Origin of the sequence: Ruminococcus sp. RTP21358st1_G6_RTP21358_211008 (genome assembly GCF_040908885.1) — a bacterium.
In the GTDB taxonomy this organism is placed as follows: Bacteria; Bacillota; Clostridia; order Lachnospirales; family Lachnospiraceae; genus Blautia_A; species Blautia_A faecis.
This window is the reverse complement of record NZ_JBDGDM010000053.1, coordinates 1-18,794: the sequence shown is the minus strand read 5'-3', so window position 1 is coordinate 18,794 and position 18,794 is coordinate 1. Positions and strand designations below refer to the sequence as shown.

Genomic DNA, 18,794 nt, shown 5'->3' with positions numbered 1-18,794 from the left:
CGTTTCAGTTTATTATAGCCAAATTTCTCTTTTCTGTCAACTGCTTTGTCACACACCCCCTGTCCCCTCCATATGATGAACTGTAAACATTTTCTGGAGGTAACAGCATGAGTGATTTAGCTGCTACAAACTGTGGCTGCGGCGAGGAAAGATCCGGTTGCGGATGTGGTAACTGCGGTTGTAATAATGGCTGCGGATGTGACAATGGATGTGGGCTTTCCTTTGGGAACGGCTCCTGTGGATGCAATATTCTCTGGATCATCATTCTTCTTTGCGCATGCGGCGGCAACGGTATTGGCTGCAACAACAGCTGTGGCAACGGAAATGGTGACTGCTGCTGGATCATTATCATCCTTCTGCTTCTCTGCGGTGGATGGGGGAATGGCTGCGGCTGCTGATCTGAGTTTCCCACATATGAAAAAGGGCTGTCTTCTCAGTCCTTTTCAAAAAAATCGGGACAGCGGGAATTTTCCCCTGTCCCCTTTTTCAGGCATATTCTAAAAGCATTCTTACGTTTCCTTGTTTCTTTTTCAACCACGCTCTGGGTAGAAACTCTCTCCTGCAAATTGTCTTTAATCCCCGGTATGGTTTGCGGACTGCCTTCTTTCTTCTGACTGCTCCACACACCTGCCATTTCCTTCCTGTTTTCCTTGCTTCTTTCGCACACATTCCAGATCCAGCTCGTATATGGCATTTCCATCTATAATAAGCTTTTCATTTTCTCTTCTCATAACTTTCCCTCCTGACTTTGCGGGAAATTCATACATCCCCCTGCTATAGAATATGTTACAGATGTCAGAGCGTGTTTGAAAAATGCTTTCTGCAGAATGTGCGTCACAATTTGCAGAAGATTTCACCGTTTTCAAACCGTCGTCATATTTTAATAACAACAACATAGATATAGAAAAGGGATTTTTATGGATCAGGAATATATTGCCCAGACAGCTCTGGATCAGATGGTGGGAACTGACCAGGGACAGCTGTTAAAAGCTCTCATCCCCTATTTTCCACCCAGGCAGCAACAGTTTCTGTCCGTTTTTGCAAAAGCCAGGGAACTTTCCAATACAGTCGCTCTTTTTACAAAGCCGTCAGAAGCCATGCAGATACAGGCTGCAGCAGCCCCTGCCCAGCCTCTTGAAGTCATAAACGACCTGCGCCGCTACTGTTTTGGAGATATACGAAAGACTCTGGATCAGATCACCAATATGATGACCATGGCAGAAATGCTGAGGATGATGAATGAACCATCTCCAGAAGATAATTGCGAAGAAGAACGACAGTAAAAACAGAAAAATTTCATTCAAAACGGACATGTCGCCAATTGGCAGCATTACTATATAAGAAAGGAATGATTCCATATGGATGACAACTGGCAGGATAATCCAAAGCTTGCAGGTATCGACAAAAACAAGCTTGACATGCTCCAGCAGATGGCCCGGCAAGGAGCCGGAAAATCTCCCTCTGATCTGCTGCCATTTATTATGAATGCAGCTTCCCAGGGGAGAAATGCCGGTCTGAACTTTAACAGTAATGAAATCAATACCATCATTGAGGTTTTGAAAATGGGAAAAAGCCCCCGGGAACGTGCAAAGCTTGATAAAGTGGTAAACCTGATGAAGATGATGAAGTAAAGCATTTTCTGCGATTAAGAAAACTTACTCCTCAACTTCTCCCATCATGCACTCGCGAAGCAGTACTAGCGCACTGGCAACAGCCTGCTGACGGATCTTGGTTCTATTTCCGGTAAAATGATATTCCCGGGTAATCGTATGTCCATTGCAGCAGCAACCCATAAACACGGTTCCAACAGGAGTCTCACTGGTTCCGCCATCCGGGCCTGCAAGGCCGGTAACAGAAAGACAGATATCAGCTCCTGAAGCTGCGCAGCCCCCCTTTGCCATCTGTTTGGCACATTTTGCAGAAACAGCTCCCACTGTTTTCAATGTGGATTTCTTCACTCCAAGACATTCTCTCTTGGCACGGTTGCTGTAAGTAACAAATCCATGGGTAAACACCTGGGAAGCACCTGGAACATTTACAATGCGGGCAGCAATGGCACCACCTGTACAGGATTCTGCAAGAGACAGAGTTAATTCTTTCTCCTTCAGCAGATCCACAACAGATTCTTCCAGCGTTTTGTCCGCATCCAGGGCAAATACATTTTTGCCGAATCGCTTTTGAAGTTCCTTTACTACAGGTTTGATCAGCTTCTTGCAGGATTTCTCATCCTCACCCTTGGCTGTAATACGGAGATGAACCTCTCCTGTCTTTGCATATGGGGCAAGAGTTGGATTTGTCTGGGCCTCGATCATATCCTGGATATCGGCAGCCACCTGGCTCTCACCGATTCCACAGATCTTCACAACCTGGGAGCAGATGATCTCCGGCTGTTTCTTGCGAAGGTATGGGAAAACAGACTCCTCAAACATAGGGATCAGCTCATTAGGCGGTCCCGGAAGAAGAATGGCAGTCTTACCGTTTTTCTCAAGGATCAGACCAGGTGCTGTACCGTTGTGGTTATCAAGCACAATAGCGCCTTCCGGAACCTGCGCCTGCTTATAATTATTGGAGGTCACACGTCTGTCCGGATGATTCTTCTTATATTCCTTCATATAGCGCTCAATACGCTTACGGGAATGAGGATCTTCAGAAAGAGGAAGTCCCATTACCTCAGCACATACTTCCTTAGTCAGATCATCCTCAGTTGGTCCGAGACCTCCCGAAAGAATTACCACGTCAGATCTGTCGAGGGCAGAGGCAATCACAGCTTTCATTCGGTCGTGATTATCTCCCACAACAGACTCATAGTAAACAGAAAGTCCCAGCTGGGCACATTTCTCAGAAAGATATGCGCTGTTGGTGTTTACAATATTTCCCAGCAAAATTTCAGTTCCTACAGCTACAAGTTCTGCAATCATATATATACCTCTTTTCCAGAGCATGTTTGAAATCAGCCAACATCTCTGCTCACAAAGATGCTGGCTGATTTACATTCAGATATTCTCACTCTCTGCACGCAAAAGCATTCCGCGGGCAGTGACTATTTTATTCCTGCATGGAAATTACATTCTTATTCTGCACAATATACGTGATCAGAGAAATCACCGTCAGAGCAAGTGATACCCATACAAAAATCTGTGTCAGTATTTCAAAAACTCCCCCAAAGTTCAGGATCAGAAGAATGATCATGACCATCTGGGATACAGTTTTAAATTTGCCCCAGTAGTTTGCAGCGATGACAACGCCGTTCTCGGCAGCGATCAGTCTGAAGCCACTGATAATAAATTCTCTTGCAATGATAATGATCACGAACCATGCCGGCAGGCGGTCAAGCTCGATCATGCAGATCAGTGCAGAACAAACAAGAAGCTTGTCAGCAAGAGGATCCATGAATTTACCAAAATTGGTAACCAGATTATTCTTGCGGGCAAGATGACCATCAAACCAGTCCGTAATACTTGCCACTACAAAAATAGCAAGGCAGATATAGCGGTTGGCATCTCCGCCCCAGCCAGTCAGAATAAATAATACAAAAAACGGTACCAGGATCATTCTGGCAATAGTCAGTTTATTCGGTGTATTCATCTTCCAGCTCTCCTATCAAATCGTACTCCAGAGCTCCGGTAACCCGGACTCTCGCAAAATCTCCTGTCATGAGAAGTTCGCCGGTCTGTACAAAAATATATCCATCGACCTTCGGCGCATCTCCGTAAGTACGTCCAATGTACGCACTCTCTCCAGATACTTTGCCCTCGATCATAACAGTCAGCACCTGACCAACGCGGCTCTCACCCTTTTCAAGAGAAATTTCCTGCTGAAGTTCCATGATCTCATCGCGTCTGGCTTCCTTGACCTCCTCCGGAATCTGATCTTCCATAGTGGCTGCCGGGGTATCCTCCTCAGCAGAGTATGGGAAAACACCAAGGCGGTCAAACTCGATCTCATCCACAAACTCCATCAGTTCTTCGTGGTCTTCCTGTGTCTCTCCAGGAAAACCACTGATCAAGGTTGTACGAAGGAAAATATCCGGGATCTCCCGGCGCAGCCTGCCAATAATATCCACCAGCTCCTGCTTGGTGGTACGGCGGCCCATGCGTTTCAGCACACGGTCACTTGCATGCTGGATCGGAAGATCCAGATAATGACAGATCTTCTTCTCTTCCTTCATAGTCTGAATCAGCTCATCATAAATCTCTTCCGGGTAACAGTACAAAATACGGATCCAGCGGATTCCCTTTATTTTGCAAAGCTCCTTTAAAAGGACATGAAGAGATTTCTTTCCATAGATGTCCTTACCATATACAGTAGTCTCCTGGGCAACCAGAATCAGCTCTTTCACCCCTTTTTCAGCAAGAGACCGGGCTTCTTTTACGAGCAGCTCCATAGGCACGCTTCTGTAGCCGCCCCGGAGTCTTGGGATAATACAGTAGGTACAATGCTTGTCACAGCCTTCTGCAATTTTCAGATATGCAAAATGTCCACCTGTGGTCAACATACGCTTACCGGAAATATCCGGAAGAAAATCAATGCTCTTGTACTCTTCAAAGTGTCTGCCTGCCCGGGCTTCCTTTACAGCCTTGCTGATATCGCCGTAAGAGGTTGTACCAAGAATAGCATCCACTTCAGGTATTTCCTCTGAAATTTCTTTCTTGTAACGCTGTGCCATGCAGCCGGTAACGATCAGCACCTTGCAGGTACCTGCCTTTTTCTTCTCTGCCATTTCAAGAATGGTATTTACACTTTCTTCTTTGGCATCACCGATAAAACAGCAGGTATTGACAATAATGACCTCTGCTTCGTCCTCATCATCAACGATCTCATGTCCGTCTGCAGCAAGCATTCCAAGCATTTCCTCAGAATCTACCAGATTCTTATCACATCCAAGGGAAATGAACAGTAATTTCATATTATTCTGCACTCTCCTCAGACTCAGCAGGATCAACTGCAGCTGCAGGTTCTTCAGCAGCAATCTCCTCTGCAGAATGTCCTGCGATCTCTGCTAAATCCTCTTCCTCATGTTTACCTGGAAGGATCTTAACCTTTCCGTGATATAACTCGTCAATTGCGATAGAAAGAGGTTTCTTGCCTTTAACATTATCTGCCAACGGCTTTGCACCGCCGATCAGCTGACGCGCACGCTTGCTTGTAGCAAGAATCAGGGAATAACGGCTGTTGAGCACCATGCTCTCATCGTCGTCCTCATTGTTGGTATTGATTGCTTCGATTAACTCAGAATAAGATGGATGGATCATATATATACTCCTTTCAAAAATTGTGATTATTGTTATAATTTTTATAAAGATTCGCAGCTTCAAACTGTATTTTCGCGAATAAAGTTGCAAATCAATATTTCATTTTATGGCAGTTTCATCTGCTCTTTATTTGGATTATTCTTCCACAAACTTTGCTGCCTGTGCCTGGATCTCATGGATAAAACCAAGGTTTCGCCTCATGGCGAAATGTTCGCTCTGAATAATATTATGAAGCCTGTCTACAGCATCCTCCAGCTGGTCATTCACCAGCAGATAGTCGTACTCGTCAACTCCTTCTGCCTCCTGTGCAGCTCTTGCAAGACGCTGGTGGATCACTTCCGCAGTCTCAGTGCCTCTTCCAACAAGACGCTCTTTCAGTTCCTCCATGGAGGGCGCTGTTACAAATACCAGCACAGCTTCCGGGAATTTCTTCTTGATCTTGCGGGCTCCCTGAATCTCGATCTCCAGGATCACATCCCGGCCTGCTGACAACTGCTCCTCCACATAAGCCTTAGGTGTGCCGTAGTAATTCTCCACGTACCGGGCATATTCGATCAGCTGATCCTGACGGATCATTTCCTCAAATTCTTCTTTTGTGCGGAAAAAGTATTCTCTTCCGTCTTCTTCCCCTGGTCTGGGGTTTCTGGTGGTGGCAGATACAGACAATGCGTAATTGTCGTACTTCGCCATCAGGCTTTTCATAATGGTGCCTTTTCCTGCTCCGGAAAATCCGGAAACAACTGCCAAAACTCCTCTACTCATGGCCCTCTCCCTTATTTTCTATAACTTCTGCAAATCTGCGGGCGATCGTGTCCGGCTGGATCGCAGATAATATCAGAATGTGGTCTGAGGTAATGATCACAGACTTGGTCTTTCTTCCCTGAGTGGCATCCACAAGGGAATTGGAACCTTTCACACTCTGAACCATTCGTTTCACCGGAGCGGCATCCGGGTTTACCACAGCTACGATTTTCTGGGAATTCACCACATTACCGAATCCGATATTGATTAATTTTGCCATGTTTTCACCCTTCTGTCAATATGGAAAGCTTACGTCTTTGATTCTCTAGTACATCGCTTCGTAAATAACTATACCAATCACGTAGGATGTGGATTCGAGTGTGCAGGTATAAAAACGCAGGCGTAGCGGGCTACGCCGAGGCTTTTATACCTGTGCAATCGGATTCACAGACAAGTGAGTGGTATAGTTATTTCGAAAACGATGTACTAGGTTACTCCACATTCTGAACCTGTTCTCTGATCTTCTCAATCTCTGTCTTCAGATCAATTGCTATATTGGAGATAATCAGATCACTTGATTTCGACAAAATGGTATTTGCCTCACGGTTCATCTCCTGTGCCATAAAATCAAGCTTGCGTCCGATGCCTTCCTTCTCCTCCAGCATCTTCTTCATTCCCTGGATATGGCTGTGGAGACGAACAGTCTCCTCATCGTTGCAGATCTTATCGGAGAACAGGACAACTTCTGCTGCAATACGGGAATCTTCGATCTGAGAATCCTCCAGAAGCTCATGAACCTTGGCTTCCAGCTTCTCTCTGTAAGAATCCACAACCTCCGGAGAGCGGGCTTCTACCTGACTTACCTTCTCATCAAGAGCATCCAGCTTGGCAATCAGGTCGTTCTTCAGATTCTCTCCCTCTCTTGCACGGGACTGGGCAAATTTCTCGCAGGCCTCACGAAGCGGTGCTTCCAGAACTGCCCACAATGCGTCCTCATCTACAGACTGCTCCTCCATAGTCAGCACGTCCGGATAACGGGAAAGAGCTCCTGCCTTCACATCGTTCTCAAGGCCAAATTCCTCTGCCATCTGACGGATATATGCAAGATATTCTCCTGCAAGCTCCTTATTATATTTCAGTGCGCCACAGCTTAAGGTGTAGTCCTCATATGTGATAAACACATCCACTTTACCACGCTGCATATAGGTCTTCATGAGATTCCGGATCGCGCCCTCAAGGAAAACCAGCTTCCTTGGCATTTTGATACTCAGATCCAGATATCTGTGATTGACGGATTTTAACTCAACGGTGATTTTCCGCTCTTTTGTAATCACCTCGGCTCTTCCAAAGCCGGTCATACTTTTTATCATAGTAATCTCTTTCTGTATTTTTATTCCGAATACTGTCTGAAAAGAGTACCATTCCTCATAACAGAATCGTCTCTGATATTCAGGCAATAACTCTACGCAGGTTACCGTTCACAGTTGCCTACGCATACAGATTTATTATAGTTCATTCTAAAACCCTAGTCAAATCCTTTTTTTGCTGTTATAATAAAGTCTGCATGTCACGGTTACTGGTCACGAAGTGAGCAGTAACCTGTCAGCAGAAAGGAGTTTTTTATGGCTTTTGACGGAATTACCATTGCTGCAATGGTTTCTGAATTAAATAAAAATCTCTCCGGGGGACGCATTAACAAAATCGCCCAGCCGGAAAGTGACGAACTGCTGATCACCGGAAAAGGTGCAAATGGTCAGAAGCGTCTGCTTCTCTCCGCCAGCGCCTCCCTGCCTCTGATCTATTTTACAGGCAAAAACCGGATCAGCCCTTTGACTGCACCTAATTTTTGCATGCTTCTCCGCAAGCACATCGGAAGCGCCAGGATCACTGCGATCCGCCAGCCTGGTCTGGAGCGTGTTGTAGAATTTGAGCTGGAGCACCTGAACGAACTTGGTGATGTGTGTCATAAGGTTCTCATTATGGAACTGATGGGAAAGCACAGCAACATTATCTTCTGTGATGATAATAATATGATCCTGGACAGTATCAAGCACGTATCCTGCAACGTAAGTTCTGTACGTGAAGTTCTGCCAGGACGCCCTTATTTCATCCCCCACACTCAGGACAAGCTGGATCCTCTTACCATTTCCAGAGAGGATTTCATGGAGAAAGTTTGCGGCAGATCCAATGCCGTCTCCAAAGCTCTCTATCAGACGCTTACCGGTTTCAGCCCTGTAATGGCTCAGGAACTTTGCTATCGCACTTCCATTGATGGAAATGATGATGTCCAGACATTAGATGAGAATACCAAAGAGCAGCTTTATACAGAATTTACCCGTTTAATGGAGCAGATCCGTGGGGAAGAATTTACCCCGGTTATTGTTTTCAAAGGGGACGAGCCGGTTGAATACGGTGTTCTTCCTTTTTCCCAATATGGAGAAGGCTTCACCACCCGGACCTTTGAATCTGTGTCAGAGATGCTGGAAACCTATTATGCTTCCCGCGACGTGATCACCCGTATCCGCCAGAAATCCGCGGATCTCCGAAAGATCGTCCAGACTGCCCTTGACCGCAACCGCAAAAAATTAAGCCTTCAGCAGAAGCAGATGAAAGACACTGAGAAAAAGGACAAATACAAGGTTTACGGCGAATTGATCAACACCTACGGCTACGGCCTGGAAGAAGGCTGCAAATCCTTTAAGGCTGTGAACTATTATAATGGAGAAGAAATCACTATTCCTCTTGATCCTACCCTGACCCCCCAGGAGAATTCCAAGAAGTATTTCGATCGTTACGGCAAGCTGAAACGTACCCAGGAAGCTCTGGAGGTTCAGATTGCAGATACTACAAGCGAGATCGAGCATCTGGAATCCATATCCAATGCCCTGGACATTGCCGCAGAGGAGAGCGACCTTTCCCAGATCAAGGAAGAGTTGATGGAATACGGCTATGTGAAGCGCCACTACGGAAACAAAAAAGGTGCCAAGATGCAGGTGAAATCCAAACCCTTCCACTATGTTTCCAGCGATGGCTACGATATTTATGTAGGAAAAAACAACTACCAGAATGATGAGCTAACCTTTAAATTTGCCACAGGAAATGACTGGTGGTTCCATGCCAAAAAGATGCCGGGCTCCCATGTTGTGGTAAAGACAAAAGACGGCACACTTCCGGACCGCACCTTTGAAGAAGCAGGAAATCTTGCAGCCTTTTATTCCAAGGGACGCACTGCACCAAAGGTAGAGATTGATTATCTCCAGAAAAAGAATGTGAAGAAGCCGGCTGGAGCCAAACCGGGATTTGTAGTTTATTATACAAACTATTCTCTGATGGCTTCACCAGATATTGCAGGAATCCAGCAGCTATCCTGATTGTAACCGTTTTTCCCTCTTTGCATGCAGCCCTGAATTTGCGAAACGGCTGCTCTGCAAACCGCAAGCTGCTATCTATATACACCGGAGCCTGTTTCAAACGCGCTCTGATTTAAGAACAGGAGTTACCTATGAGTATTTTAAATGTTGAACACCTTACCCACGGCTTTGGTGACAGAGCCATTTTCCATGATGTTTCCTTCCGTCTTTTAAAAGGAGAACATATTGGCCTGGTAGGCGCCAACGGAGAGGGAAAATCCACCTTCTTCAATATTGTAACTGACAAACTGATGCCAGATGAGGGCAGGATTCAGTGGGCAAAAAATGTCCGCGTAGGTTATCTGGACCAGCATTCTGTCCTCGCTCCTGGCATGACCATCCGCGACGTGCTGAAATCTGCTTTTTCCTGGCTTTTTGAACTGGAAGAACGAATGAATACCATCTGTGATTCCCTTGGTGAAGCCTCCCCGGAAGAAATGGAAACTCTTATGGAGGAACTGGGAACTATCCAGGATACCCTGACCATGCACGACTTCTACGTAATTGATTCCAAAGTAGAAGAGGTTGCCCGGGCACTTGGTCTTCTGGATCTTGGACTTGACCGTGATGTCACAGATCTCAGCGGCGGACAGCGTACCAAGGTGCTCCTTGCCAAGCTGCTTCTGGAGAAACCAGATATTCTTCTTCTGGATGAGCCCACCAACTATCTGGATGAAGAGCACATTGCATGGCTGAAACGCTATCTCCAGGAATATGAGAATGCCTTTATCCTGATTTCCCACGATATCCCGTTTCTCAATGATGTGATCAATATCGTTTATCATATGGAAAATCAGGAGCTGAACCGTTATGTAGGCGATTATGACCACTTCCAGGAAGTCTATGAAGTGAAAAAGGCTCAGTTAGAGGCGGCTTACCGCCGCCAGCAGCAGGAAATCAGCGAACTGAAGGATTTCGTTGCCAGAAACAAGGCCCGGGTTTCCACCAGAAACATGGCAATGTCCCGCCAGAAAAAGCTGGACAAAATGGATGTGATCGAACTGGCTGCCGAGAAACCAAAGCCGGAGTTTCACTTCAAACAGGGACGCACCCCTGGCAAATACATCTTCGAGACAAAGGATCTTGTGATCGGATATGACGAGCCCCTTTCCCGCCCTCTCACCCTTTCCATGGAAAGAGGCCAGAAAATCGCGCTTGTAGGTGCCAACGGAATTGGAAAAACCACGCTTCTGAAAAGTATTCTTGGTCTGATCCCATCATTGAAGGGAACCAGGGAATTAGGAGACAATCTGCAGATCGGATATTTTGAGCAGGAAGTAAAAGGTGACAACAAAACTACCTGTATTGATGAGATCTGGGCAGAATTCCCGTCTTATACCCAGTACGAAGTACGCTCCGCACTTGCAAAATGCGGTCTCACCACCAAGCATATTGAGAGTCAGGTCCGTGTGCTTTCCGGCGGTGAGCAGGCCAAGGTCCGACTTTGCAAGCTGGTAAACAAAGAGACAAATGTCCTTCTTCTTGACGAGCCTACCAACCACCTGGATGTGGATGCAAAAGAAGCTCTGAAGGAGGCACTAAAGGAATATCGTGGAAGTGTGCTTCTTATCTGCCATGAGCCGGAATTTTATCAGGATGTGGTTTCACAGGTGTGGGACTGCAGTAAATGGACAACTAAGATCCTGTAAATGCTATACTAAGATTATTATTTTATAAGAAAAACAGCATCCGGACAGAATATATTTTTTATACTTCTGTCTGAATGCTGTTTTTATTTCTTTTACTAAACGGACGTGTCACCTGTCGGCGGCATCACCATATATGAAGGATTTATGCATTCTGTTACATTTCAATCTATCAGTTCACAAACTGAATGATTCCGGATACCTGCTCGTATGCACTATCCCAGTCCTGACCACTTGCCAGTCCTTTTACTTTTCCCTTGATCGTTACTCGCTTGGAAGCCGCATATCCGGAAGCATCTGCCTTGATTCCCTTATTGGTTGTGAAATCATGTGTACCCCAGATCTTATCTGCATAATATTTGCCGTCAGCCTTCAATTCAATATTGCTGAATGTGGCATTTACAGAATCTCCGTTTAATCTTGCAGAACCCTCCACGCGAAGATAGACAGTTGTGTTTGCAAGACTGCTGTTTTTAACTGTTTTGACAAGTTTGCCGTTGATGTAGCAGTTGCAGGTTCCGTCTTTTTTCACAGCCAGCATTACATGGTAAGTCTTACCTCTGGCCGCTTCCTGAACCCAGATATAGTTCTGACCGCCTGCACCATTGTGGGCTACATTCTCGATCATGAACCATGCCTTACCTGTATAAGGAGCTCTTGCATGCTTGTCATACTGGATACCAAAGCTTACTGCAGAGGTCGCTGTGCAGGCAACCAGCTTCGCATGATAACCGGAACCGGAACCGGAAAGTACCATATCCGTTTCAATGGTATATTCGGAAGCTGTATTTGCAACAGTGGAACCTGTAGCCGTGGCATTTCCGCCGGTAGTATCTGGTTTCGTTGTGGTTGGAACCTCATAAACGATTTTCAGTCCTTTTTTGTTATAGGAACTTACTTTCTTTCCTTTGTAGGCTTTTACTGTGTAGTAGTATGTAGTTCCACTCTTCACTTTTTTATCTGTGTAAGATGTTTTGGAACCGCCTTTCACAGTTTTGATTTTTTTCCAGGAACTATTTTCTGTCTTACGCATAACATAGTAGCCGGAAGCGCCTTTACTCTTTTTCCAGGTGATTTTAACACTTTTATTTACACGTACCACCTTGGAAAGCTTCGGTGCTTTTAATGCTGCTGCCTGAACTGCCTCTGCTTTTCCAAATGAATAAACCGGAAATACAAGCATAAAAGCAAGTAAAAACAACATAATCTTTTTGATTACTTTTCTGTTCATAATATTCCTCCTTCTTTCCTCATATGAACTTCCATCATAAAAGACGGAGAACTTCTTCAAGAAATTCTCCGTCTCATTATACTACTTATTCATCAGCAGCGTCAACCTTACTTGCCCGTGCTTCAATCTCTTTCTGCTGGATATCTCCAGGAGCCTGCTCATAGCGGGCGAACTCGTAGGAGAAGTCACCACTTCCGCCAGTCATGGAACGAAGATCTGTGGAATATCCATAAATCTCAAGAAGAGGAACGTCAGCTTCAATAATGGTATTTCCGTTATGATCCGGATTCATTCCAAGAACACGGCCGCGACGTTTATTCAGATCGCCCATAACGTCACCTGTATATTTATCCGGAACTGTAACCTTCATGGAAACGATTGGCTCTAACAGTACCGGAGAAGCATCCATGAAGCCTTTCTTGAATGCAAGGATAGTAGCCATCTTAAACGCCATCTCTGAGGAATCTACCGGATGATAAGATCCATCATAAAGAGTAGCCTTTACACCAACTACCGGATATGCTGCAAGAGGTCCTTTCTGAACGCATTCCTGAAGGCCCTTCTCAACTGCCGGGAAGTAGTTCTTCGGAACTGCACCACCAACAACAACCTGCTCAAATACGTATGGAGTCTCCATATCGCCAGACGGCTCAAAACGCATCTTAACATGTCCATACTGTCCATGTCCGCCGGACTGTTTCTTATGTTTGCCTTCTACGTCAGAATTCTTGCGGATGGTCTCACGGAAAGGAACCTTCGGTTTGGAAAGCTCTACATCGACTTTATAGCGCTCTTTCAGCATGCTGACAATAACATCAAGATGCTGGTCGCCCATACCATAGATCAGACTCTGACGGTTAGCACCATCGTTCTCAACACGAACAGTCCTGTCTTCGCTCATGATCTTGGCAAGAGCCTGGGAAATCTTATCCTCATCCCCCTTGTTCACAGCCTTAAATCTCTTATAGGTATAAGGTGTGGAAAGAATTGCTTTCGGATAAAGAACCGGATTCGCCTTGGTGGCAAGGCTGTCACCAGTCTGAACACTGACTAATTTGGCAATTGCACCGATATCACCTGCATGGAGCTCTGGAACTTCGATGGGCTTGGAACCCTGAAGAACATATAATTTATTCAGGCGCTCTTCTGTGCCTTTCTCAACATTGAGAAGGGTATCATCAGATTTGATAACACCGGAGCAAACCTTGATCAGGGAATACTTGCCAAGGAATGGATCCACGATGGATTTCCATACATATGCTGATTTTGCTTTAGCGAAATCGTAATTTGCTTCAAAAATCTCGTTGGTCTTCTGGGAAATACCGTTGCAGGAACGTTTGTCCGGGCTTGGGAAATATCCGCAGATGTCGTCCAGAAGGTTGGATACGCCGCGAAGATTGATCGGGGATCCCATGCATACTGGAACAATGCTTGCATCCTGTACATTGGCGGCAAGTGCTGCGGAAACTTCTGTAACGGAGAACTCGTCTCCCTCAAAATAACGATCCATGAATTCCTCGCTGGTCTCTGCTACAGATTCCATCAGGATATCATGATACTTCTCAAGGTACTCATCCAGATAAGAAGGAATCTCGCACTCTTCCTTCTGTCCCTTGTCGATATATTTTCTTCCGGCCTGCTTCACAACGTTAACATATCCCACGAACTTGCCATCCTCACGGATCGGGAAATGCAGCGGGGCAATCTTCTTGCCATAAAGCTCAGTAAGCTGATCTACTACCTTACGGTAACTTACATCGTCCACGTCCATATCGGTAACGAAAATCATTCGCGGAAGTTTATACTTCTCGCAGAGATTCCATGCCTTCTGGGTACCAACCTGTACCCCTGCCTTACCTGATACTACGATGATTGCTGCGTCTGCAGCGCTGACAGCTTCCTCAACTTCTCCTACGAAGTCAAAATATCCGGGAGTGTCCAGAATGTTTACCTTGTTCTTCTGCCACGGGACCGGAATCAGAGATGTAGTGATAGAGAAATGTCGTTTGATTTCTTCTTTATCATAATCACTGACTGTATTGCCATCTTCTACACGGCCTAAACGGTTGGTCAAACCGGCAAGATATGCCATTGCTTCTGCCAGAGTTGTCTTTCCAGCACCGCCGTGTCCTAACAGCACTACATTTCTGATTCGGTCAGTTCTAAAAACGTCCATATGTAATACCTCCCTGTTTGTCTAATATGTTCATATTTTACTAAATATTCAGAAGAATTTCAAGTATTTTCTGGGATTTTGACGGTCTTTTTTCAAAAAAGTTTAGATTATTTTGTCATTTCTGTAGGAATTGACAATTTGCGAGGAATCTCGTACAATATCATAAGATAATTTTTCACTTTAACGAAGGAAAGGAAACGACATTATATTATGAAGACAATCGGTTTTATCGGTCTCGGTCTGATCGGCGGCTCTATCGCCAAGGCCATCCGGAAGTACCATCCGGATTACCACATTCTGGCCTATAACCGCAGTAAGGAAGCACTTGCCTCTGCCATCAGCACCGGCATTATAGATGGTGTCTGTGAGGAAATGAAGGATCCACGCTTTGGATCCTGTGATTATGTATTTTTATGTGCTCCGGTAGAGATCAACCTGGAGTGCCTTGCATATCTGAAAGAGATCCGCCAGCCAGGCTGCATTATCACAGATGTGGGAAGTGTAAAGGGAATCATCCATCAGAAGGTGGAGGAGCTGGGAATGACAGACTGCTTTATCGGCGGTCACCCTATGGCCGGTTCTGAGAAAACCGGTTTCGACCATTCCAACGAGCGCATTCTGGAAAATGCATACTATATTCTTACCCCGGGCGGAGAAGTGGGACTGGAATATATTTCAGATTTTACAGAACTGATCAGTTCTCTTGGTGCTATCCCTATGGTGCTTACAGCTGAAGAGCATGATTTTATTACAGCAGGTGTAAGCCATCTGCCCCATATTATTGCTTCTGCCCTTGTAAATCTGGTAAAAACTCTGGACAACGATGCCGAATATATGAAGACCATCGCAGCAGGCGGTTTCCGCGATATTACAAGGATTGCCTCCTCCTCTCCCGTTATGTGGCAGCAGATCTGCATGGAAAACCATGAGAACATTTCCAATGTTCTGGACGACTATATCCGCATGCTGATCCAGATCCGCTGTTCTGTAGACAACTGTGCTACAGATGGGAAGGAGGCAGATGCTATTTATCAGATGTTTGCAAGCTCCAGGGATTACCGTGATTCCATTGATGTTGTGGATAATGGTCCTATCCGCAAGGCTTATGTGCTTTATCTGGATATTGCAGATGAGGCCGGCGGAATCGCTACCATTGCCACCATCCTTGCCATGGACAAGATCAGCATTAAAAACATCGGCATCATCCACAACCGCGAATTCGAGCAAGGCGTTCTGAAAATCGAATTTTATGAAGAAGACGCTATGGAACGGGCCATTGCACTTTTGAAAAAGCGCAATTATATTGTTTATGAGCGATAACCTGCGTACCGACAGTTGTTTATTGGATACATTACAATTAGTTTTTCAGACAAACTCTGTATCAATACAGCAAATATGAAGTAAACGCCATATTGACTCGTCTAATTCTTTATAAGTAATATAGTCGATACCTGTTTTTGCTGTATGAAACTTTATATTTAAGGAACGATTATTATGGAAATAAAAAAACTTACAAATCTCCACGGAGAACTTACAGTCCCAGGCGACAAATCCATCTCCCACCGTGCCGTCATGTTCGGTTCCCTTGCCAAAGGAACCACAAAGATCACCCATTTTCTGGAAGGAGCTGACTGCCTTTCCACCATCTCCTGTTTCCGCAAAATGGGCATTGATATTGAGAATAACAGCGGAGAAATCCTGGTTCATGGAAAAGGACTCCACGGATTATCTGCCCCTGTTGATATTCTGGATGTTGGAAACAGTGGCACAACTACCCGCCTGATTTCCGGTATTCTTGCAGGACAAAATTTTGTATCGGAGCTTACCGGCGATGACTCTATCCAGAGCCGTCCCATGAAACGGATCATGACGCCTCTCCTTTCCATGGGCGCTGATATTGCAAGCATAAAGGGAAATAACTGTGTTCCCCTTCGGATTGCAGGTCATCCTCTGAAGGCCATTCACTATGATTCACCAGTTGCCTCTGCTCAGGTAAAATCCTGTGTACTTCTGGCGGGAATGTATTCTGACGGAATTACCAGCGTCACCGAACCGGTTCTTTCCAGGAACCATACAGAAATCATGTTAAACTACTTTGGAGCTCAGGTAACTTCTGAGGGAACTACCGCTTCCATTGCTCCGGAACCATCTCTTTTTGCCAGAGAAATTACAGTACCTGGGGATATTTCTTCTGCCGCTTATTTCATCGCTGCCGGACTTCTGGTGCCAGGCAGTGAGATTCTTCTGAAGAATGTGGGAATCAATCCCACAAGAGACGGACTGCTTCGTGTGTGCAAAGATATGGGGGCTGACATTACGCTCTTAAATGTAAATATGGAAGGAGAGCCTACCGCTGATCTTCTTGTTCGCACCAGTTCTCTTCACGGTACAACAGTAGGCGGAGAAATCATTCCGACTCTTATCGACGAGATTCCGATGATTGCAGTTATGGCTGCTTTCGCCGAGGGTACTACTGTGATCAAGGATGCAAAAGAACTTAAAGTAAAAGAATCAGACCGAATTCTGGTTATGGCAGAGAACCTTTCCCGCATGGGTGCGGACATTACACCTACAGAGGACGGAATGATCATACATGGAGGCAAGCCGCTTCACGGCGCAGAGATTGATTCTTATCTGGACCACAGAGTGGCTATGTCTTTCGCTGTTGCAGGACTGCTCTGTGATGGACCGCTATCTATTAAGGGTGGAGATTGTGTGAAGATTTCTTATCCGGAATTTTATGAGGATCTGTATCGGTTAGGAGAATAATCTGAACCGCAGGAACTTAAATGAGAACAATTTTCGTTACTGTGAACGGAGTGAGAAGTGACCATTTTTCCATTTAGGTTCCTGTTTTTTTGCCTTTTTAGATGTGTATTCCTCTTATTTTATGTTAAATAATAGTCAATGTTAGTTTAGTGTAACTGTCATATTTTGCCAGATTATATGCTTATATTTTCTTTTAAAATATACATATTGCACATTTTGCCATGTATTAATTTCTGTGCAATTTTAAAATTCGTTTTAATCTCATTTCTATATTGATATTCTTTTAACGATTTCGACGAAGTTAAAAAACTTTCCGTTTTCCTCTTTTTTTCTTCAAAAAAATAACGTATAATCCCACTGTAAGTTGAGGAACACTAAAACAAACAAAGCGAAGGTGAACAGCCCAGACAAAAGAGCGGCTGCCACAAGAAAGGAGCCAGAAATAATGAAAATTTTATTTTACGGAACCAAAAATTATGACGAGCAGTTTTTTGAAAAACTTTTACCTGAATTTCCAGATATTAAGATTAAATTTATTGAAGCAAATATCCACGAGGAGACCGCTTCTCTTGCAAACGGTTATGAAGCCATCTGTGCTTTTGTAAATGCAGACCTTGGCGCTCCTGTTATTGAAGAATTACATCAGCAGGGTGTAAAACTAATCCTTATGCGCTGCGCTGGTTACAATAATGTGGATCTTAAGACAGCTCACAAATATGGCATAAAAGTTCTGCGTGTTCCAGGGTATTCTCCGGAGGCTGTTGCAGAGCACGCAATGGCGCTGGCTCTTACAGCTAACCGTCACACTCACAAGGCCTATATCAAATGCCGTGAGAACAACTTTACTTTAAGCGGTCTTATGGGCGTGAACCTTTACAAGAAAACAGCCGGTATTATCGGTACTGGTAAAATTGGTCAGGCTATGGCAAGAATCTGCAAGGGATTTGGAATGCGGGTCATTGCATATGATCTTTTCCCAAACAAGAATCTTGACTTCCTGGAATACGTTTCTCTTGATGAGTTGCTGGCTACCAGTGATCTGATCAGCCTGCACTGCCCGCTTACAGATGAGACGAAGCATATTATCAACGAAAAGACAATTGCCCAGATGAAGGATGGAGTTATCCTTGTAAACACTTCCCGTGGCGGTCTTATCAAGACGGAGGATCTGATTTCCGGTATCCGCGACCATAAGTTCTTTGCGGTTGGACTGGATGTTTATGAGGAGGAATCTGATTATGTATTCGAAGATCTGTCTGAGAGCATCATGCAGACTTCCCTGATCCAGAGACTTCTCTCCTTCCCGAACGTAACCATGACCTCCCATCAGGGATTCTTTACAGAAGAAGCGCTCACTAACATTGCAGAGACAACTATGGAGAATGCGCAGGCTTATATCAATGGAGATGAGCTGAAGAACGAGGTTCTTTCATAATTCATAAATCACTATAGAAAATACGGTGTTTCAATGCATAGGTATTGAAACACCGTTTTGCTATTTAGTGTGTTGAAAGTTGTTCAAGGCGGACGCATTCGGACAATGGTGATTGCTCACTCGCCGGCGCAACG

General features: G+C 45.0%; 18 protein-coding genes and 1 pseudogene. 8 read left to right on the top strand and 11 right to left on the bottom strand.

From position 1 onward, the window contains the following. The first annotated feature begins 107 nt into the window (after nt 1-107). Nucleotides 108-398, top strand: a complete 291-nt coding sequence (locus AB5Z12_RS17265) for a hypothetical protein (RefSeq protein ID WP_118578021.1) — start codon at nt 108-110, stop codon at nt 396-398. A gap of 174 nt (nt 399-572) precedes the next feature. Here the strand turns inward: AB5Z12_RS17265 and AB5Z12_RS17260 are convergent, their stop codons facing one another. Together AB5Z12_RS17260 and AB5Z12_RS17255 are read right to left on the bottom strand one after the other, a co-directional pair. After that, nucleotides 573-731 (bottom strand): hypothetical protein, encoded by a 159-nt coding sequence (locus AB5Z12_RS17260; RefSeq protein WP_173717738.1) that lies wholly within the window; start codon nt 729-731, stop codon nt 573-575. Nucleotides 732-788: 57 nt separating this feature from the next. Further along, a pseudogene (locus AB5Z12_RS17255) lies at nt 789-896 on the bottom strand (DUF6783 domain-containing protein); the annotation flags it as partial. 21 nt (nt 897-917) lie between these two features. Here AB5Z12_RS17255 and AB5Z12_RS17250 point away from each other — a divergent pair. Further along, nucleotides 918-1,283, top strand: coding sequence for a hypothetical protein (locus AB5Z12_RS17250; protein WP_118578020.1), 366 nt, complete (start codon nt 918-920; stop codon nt 1,281-1,283). A gap of 75 nt (nt 1,284-1,358) precedes the next feature. After that, nucleotides 1,359-1,631, top strand: a complete 273-nt coding sequence (locus AB5Z12_RS17245; RefSeq protein WP_118578019.1) for a hypothetical protein — start codon at nt 1,359-1,361, stop codon at nt 1,629-1,631. A gap of 24 nt (nt 1,632-1,655) precedes the next feature. On the opposite strand, the gene AB5Z12_RS17240 is transcribed toward AB5Z12_RS17245, so the two are convergent. From AB5Z12_RS17240 to AB5Z12_RS17210, 7 genes are all read right to left on the bottom strand, one after another. Beyond that, complete coding sequence (locus tag AB5Z12_RS17240) at nt 1,656-2,918, bottom strand: competence/damage-inducible protein A (RefSeq protein WP_148461973.1); 1,263 nt, start codon at nt 2,916-2,918, stop codon at nt 1,656-1,658. 127 nt (nt 2,919-3,045) lie between these two features. After that, nucleotides 3,046-3,585, bottom strand: a complete 540-nt coding sequence (gene pgsA / locus AB5Z12_RS17235; RefSeq protein ID WP_148461972.1) for a CDP-diacylglycerol--glycerol-3-phosphate 3-phosphatidyltransferase — start codon at nt 3,583-3,585, stop codon at nt 3,046-3,048. Then, the gene (gene rimO / locus AB5Z12_RS17230; protein ID WP_173772472.1) at nt 3,569-4,906 is read right to left on the bottom strand and encodes a 30S ribosomal protein S12 methylthiotransferase RimO; all 1,338 of its coding nucleotides are present in this window, start codon (nt 4,904-4,906) and stop codon (nt 3,569-3,571) included. The genes pgsA and rimO overlap by 17 nt, the downstream gene beginning before the upstream one ends. Nucleotide 4,907: 1 nt before the next feature. Then, nucleotides 4,908-5,252, bottom strand: a complete 345-nt coding sequence (rpoZ, locus tag AB5Z12_RS17225) for a DNA-directed RNA polymerase subunit omega (protein ID WP_118578015.1) — start codon at nt 5,250-5,252, stop codon at nt 4,908-4,910. 135 nt (nt 5,253-5,387) lie between these two features. Further along, complete coding sequence (gmk, locus tag AB5Z12_RS17220) at nt 5,388-6,014, bottom strand: guanylate kinase (protein WP_173772474.1); 627 nt, start codon at nt 6,012-6,014, stop codon at nt 5,388-5,390. Continuing rightward, nucleotides 6,007-6,273, bottom strand: coding sequence for an extracellular matrix/biofilm biosynthesis regulator RemA family protein (locus tag AB5Z12_RS17215; RefSeq protein WP_148461968.1), 267 nt, complete (start codon nt 6,271-6,273; stop codon nt 6,007-6,009). The genes gmk and AB5Z12_RS17215 overlap by 8 nt, the downstream gene beginning before the upstream one ends. Before the next feature lie 211 nt (nt 6,274-6,484). Further along, nucleotides 6,485-7,363, bottom strand: a complete 879-nt coding sequence (locus AB5Z12_RS17210; RefSeq protein ID WP_148461967.1) for a YicC/YloC family endoribonuclease — start codon at nt 7,361-7,363, stop codon at nt 6,485-6,487. A gap of 252 nt (nt 7,364-7,615) precedes the next feature. Between AB5Z12_RS17210 and AB5Z12_RS17205 the strand changes: the two genes are divergently transcribed. Beyond that, nucleotides 7,616-9,364: an NFACT family protein gene (locus AB5Z12_RS17205; RefSeq protein ID WP_148461966.1), complete on the top strand. Its 1,749-nt coding sequence runs from the start codon at nt 7,616-7,618 to the stop codon at nt 9,362-9,364. Between the two features lie 131 nt (nt 9,365-9,495). Next, on the top strand, nt 9,496-11,052 hold the full coding sequence (locus AB5Z12_RS17200; protein ID WP_148461965.1) for an ABC-F family ATP-binding cassette domain-containing protein: 1,557 nt from the start codon (nt 9,496-9,498) through the stop codon (nt 11,050-11,052). 169 nt (nt 11,053-11,221) lie between these two features. On the opposite strand, the gene AB5Z12_RS17195 is transcribed toward AB5Z12_RS17200, so the two are convergent. Next, entirely contained in the window at nt 11,222-12,280 is a 1,059-nt protein-coding gene (locus AB5Z12_RS17195) for a hypothetical protein (protein ID WP_148461964.1), read from the bottom strand. 85 nt (nt 12,281-12,365) lie between these two features. After that, nucleotides 12,366-14,456 carry a translation factor GTPase family protein gene (locus AB5Z12_RS17190; protein WP_118578841.1) on the bottom strand — a complete coding sequence of 697 codons (2,091 nt, stop codon included), beginning with the start codon at nt 14,454-14,456 and terminating at the stop codon, nt 12,366-12,368. A 210-nt stretch (nt 14,457-14,666) separates the two neighbouring features. Between AB5Z12_RS17190 and AB5Z12_RS17185 the strand changes: the two genes are divergently transcribed. The 3 genes from AB5Z12_RS17185 (at nt 14,667) to AB5Z12_RS17175 (ending at nt 18,660) form a co-directional block, all read left to right on the top strand. Continuing rightward, the gene (locus tag AB5Z12_RS17185) at nt 14,667-15,776 is read left to right on the top strand and encodes a prephenate dehydrogenase (protein WP_173769079.1); all 1,110 of its coding nucleotides are present in this window, start codon (nt 14,667-14,669) and stop codon (nt 15,774-15,776) included. Between the two features lie 174 nt (nt 15,777-15,950). Further along, nucleotides 15,951-17,225 (top strand): 3-phosphoshikimate 1-carboxyvinyltransferase, encoded by a 1,275-nt coding sequence (gene aroA, locus AB5Z12_RS17180; RefSeq protein ID WP_368357413.1) that lies wholly within the window; start codon nt 15,951-15,953, stop codon nt 17,223-17,225. Nucleotides 17,226-17,670: 445 nt separating this feature from the next. After that, nucleotides 17,671-18,660, top strand: coding sequence for a 2-hydroxyacid dehydrogenase (locus AB5Z12_RS17175; protein ID WP_148461961.1), 990 nt, complete (start codon nt 17,671-17,673; stop codon nt 18,658-18,660). Nucleotides 18,661-18,794: the final 134 nt, after the last annotated feature.

Bases quoted from the DNA above. Each gene is read 5' to 3' on its own strand.
- AB5Z12_RS17265 (WP_118578021.1), top strand. From the start codon at position 108: ATGAGTGATTTAGCTGCTACAAACTGTGGCTGCGGCGAGGAAAGATCC.
- AB5Z12_RS17260 (WP_173717738.1), bottom strand. From the start codon at position 731: ATGAGAAGAGAAAATGAAAAGCTTATTATAGATGGAAATGCCATATAC.
- AB5Z12_RS17250 (WP_118578020.1), top strand. From the start codon at position 918: ATGGATCAGGAATATATTGCCCAGACAGCTCTGGATCAGATGGTGGGA.
- AB5Z12_RS17245 (WP_118578019.1), top strand. From the start codon at position 1,359: ATGGATGACAACTGGCAGGATAATCCAAAGCTTGCAGGTATCGACAAA.
- AB5Z12_RS17240 (WP_148461973.1), bottom strand. From the start codon at position 2,918: ATGATTGCAGAACTTGTAGCTGTAGGAACTGAAATTTTGCTGGGAAAT.
- pgsA (WP_148461972.1), bottom strand. From the start codon at position 3,585: ATGAATACACCGAATAAACTGACTATTGCCAGAATGATCCTGGTACCG.
- rimO (WP_173772472.1), bottom strand. From the start codon at position 4,906: ATGAAATTACTGTTCATTTCCCTTGGATGTGATAAGAATCTGGTAGAT.
- rpoZ (WP_118578015.1), bottom strand. From the start codon at position 5,252: ATGATCCATCCATCTTATTCTGAGTTAATCGAAGCAATCAATACCAAC.
- gmk (WP_173772474.1), bottom strand. From the start codon at position 6,014: ATGAGTAGAGGAGTTTTGGCAGTTGTTTCCGGATTTTCCGGAGCAGGA.
- AB5Z12_RS17215 (WP_148461968.1), bottom strand. From the start codon at position 6,273: ATGGCAAAATTAATCAATATCGGATTCGGTAATGTGGTGAATTCCCAG.
- AB5Z12_RS17210 (WP_148461967.1), bottom strand. From the start codon at position 7,363: ATGATAAAAAGTATGACCGGCTTTGGAAGAGCCGAGGTGATTACAAAA.
- AB5Z12_RS17205 (WP_148461966.1), top strand. From the start codon at position 7,616: ATGGCTTTTGACGGAATTACCATTGCTGCAATGGTTTCTGAATTAAAT.
- AB5Z12_RS17200 (WP_148461965.1), top strand. From the start codon at position 9,496: ATGAGTATTTTAAATGTTGAACACCTTACCCACGGCTTTGGTGACAGA.
- AB5Z12_RS17195 (WP_148461964.1), bottom strand. From the start codon at position 12,280: ATGAACAGAAAAGTAATCAAAAAGATTATGTTGTTTTTACTTGCTTTT.
- AB5Z12_RS17190 (WP_118578841.1), bottom strand. From the start codon at position 14,456: ATGGACGTTTTTAGAACTGACCGAATCAGAAATGTAGTGCTGTTAGGA.
- AB5Z12_RS17185 (WP_173769079.1), top strand. From the start codon at position 14,667: ATGAAGACAATCGGTTTTATCGGTCTCGGTCTGATCGGCGGCTCTATC.
- aroA (WP_368357413.1), top strand. From the start codon at position 15,951: ATGGAAATAAAAAAACTTACAAATCTCCACGGAGAACTTACAGTCCCA.
- AB5Z12_RS17175 (WP_148461961.1), top strand. From the start codon at position 17,671: ATGAAAATTTTATTTTACGGAACCAAAAATTATGACGAGCAGTTTTTT.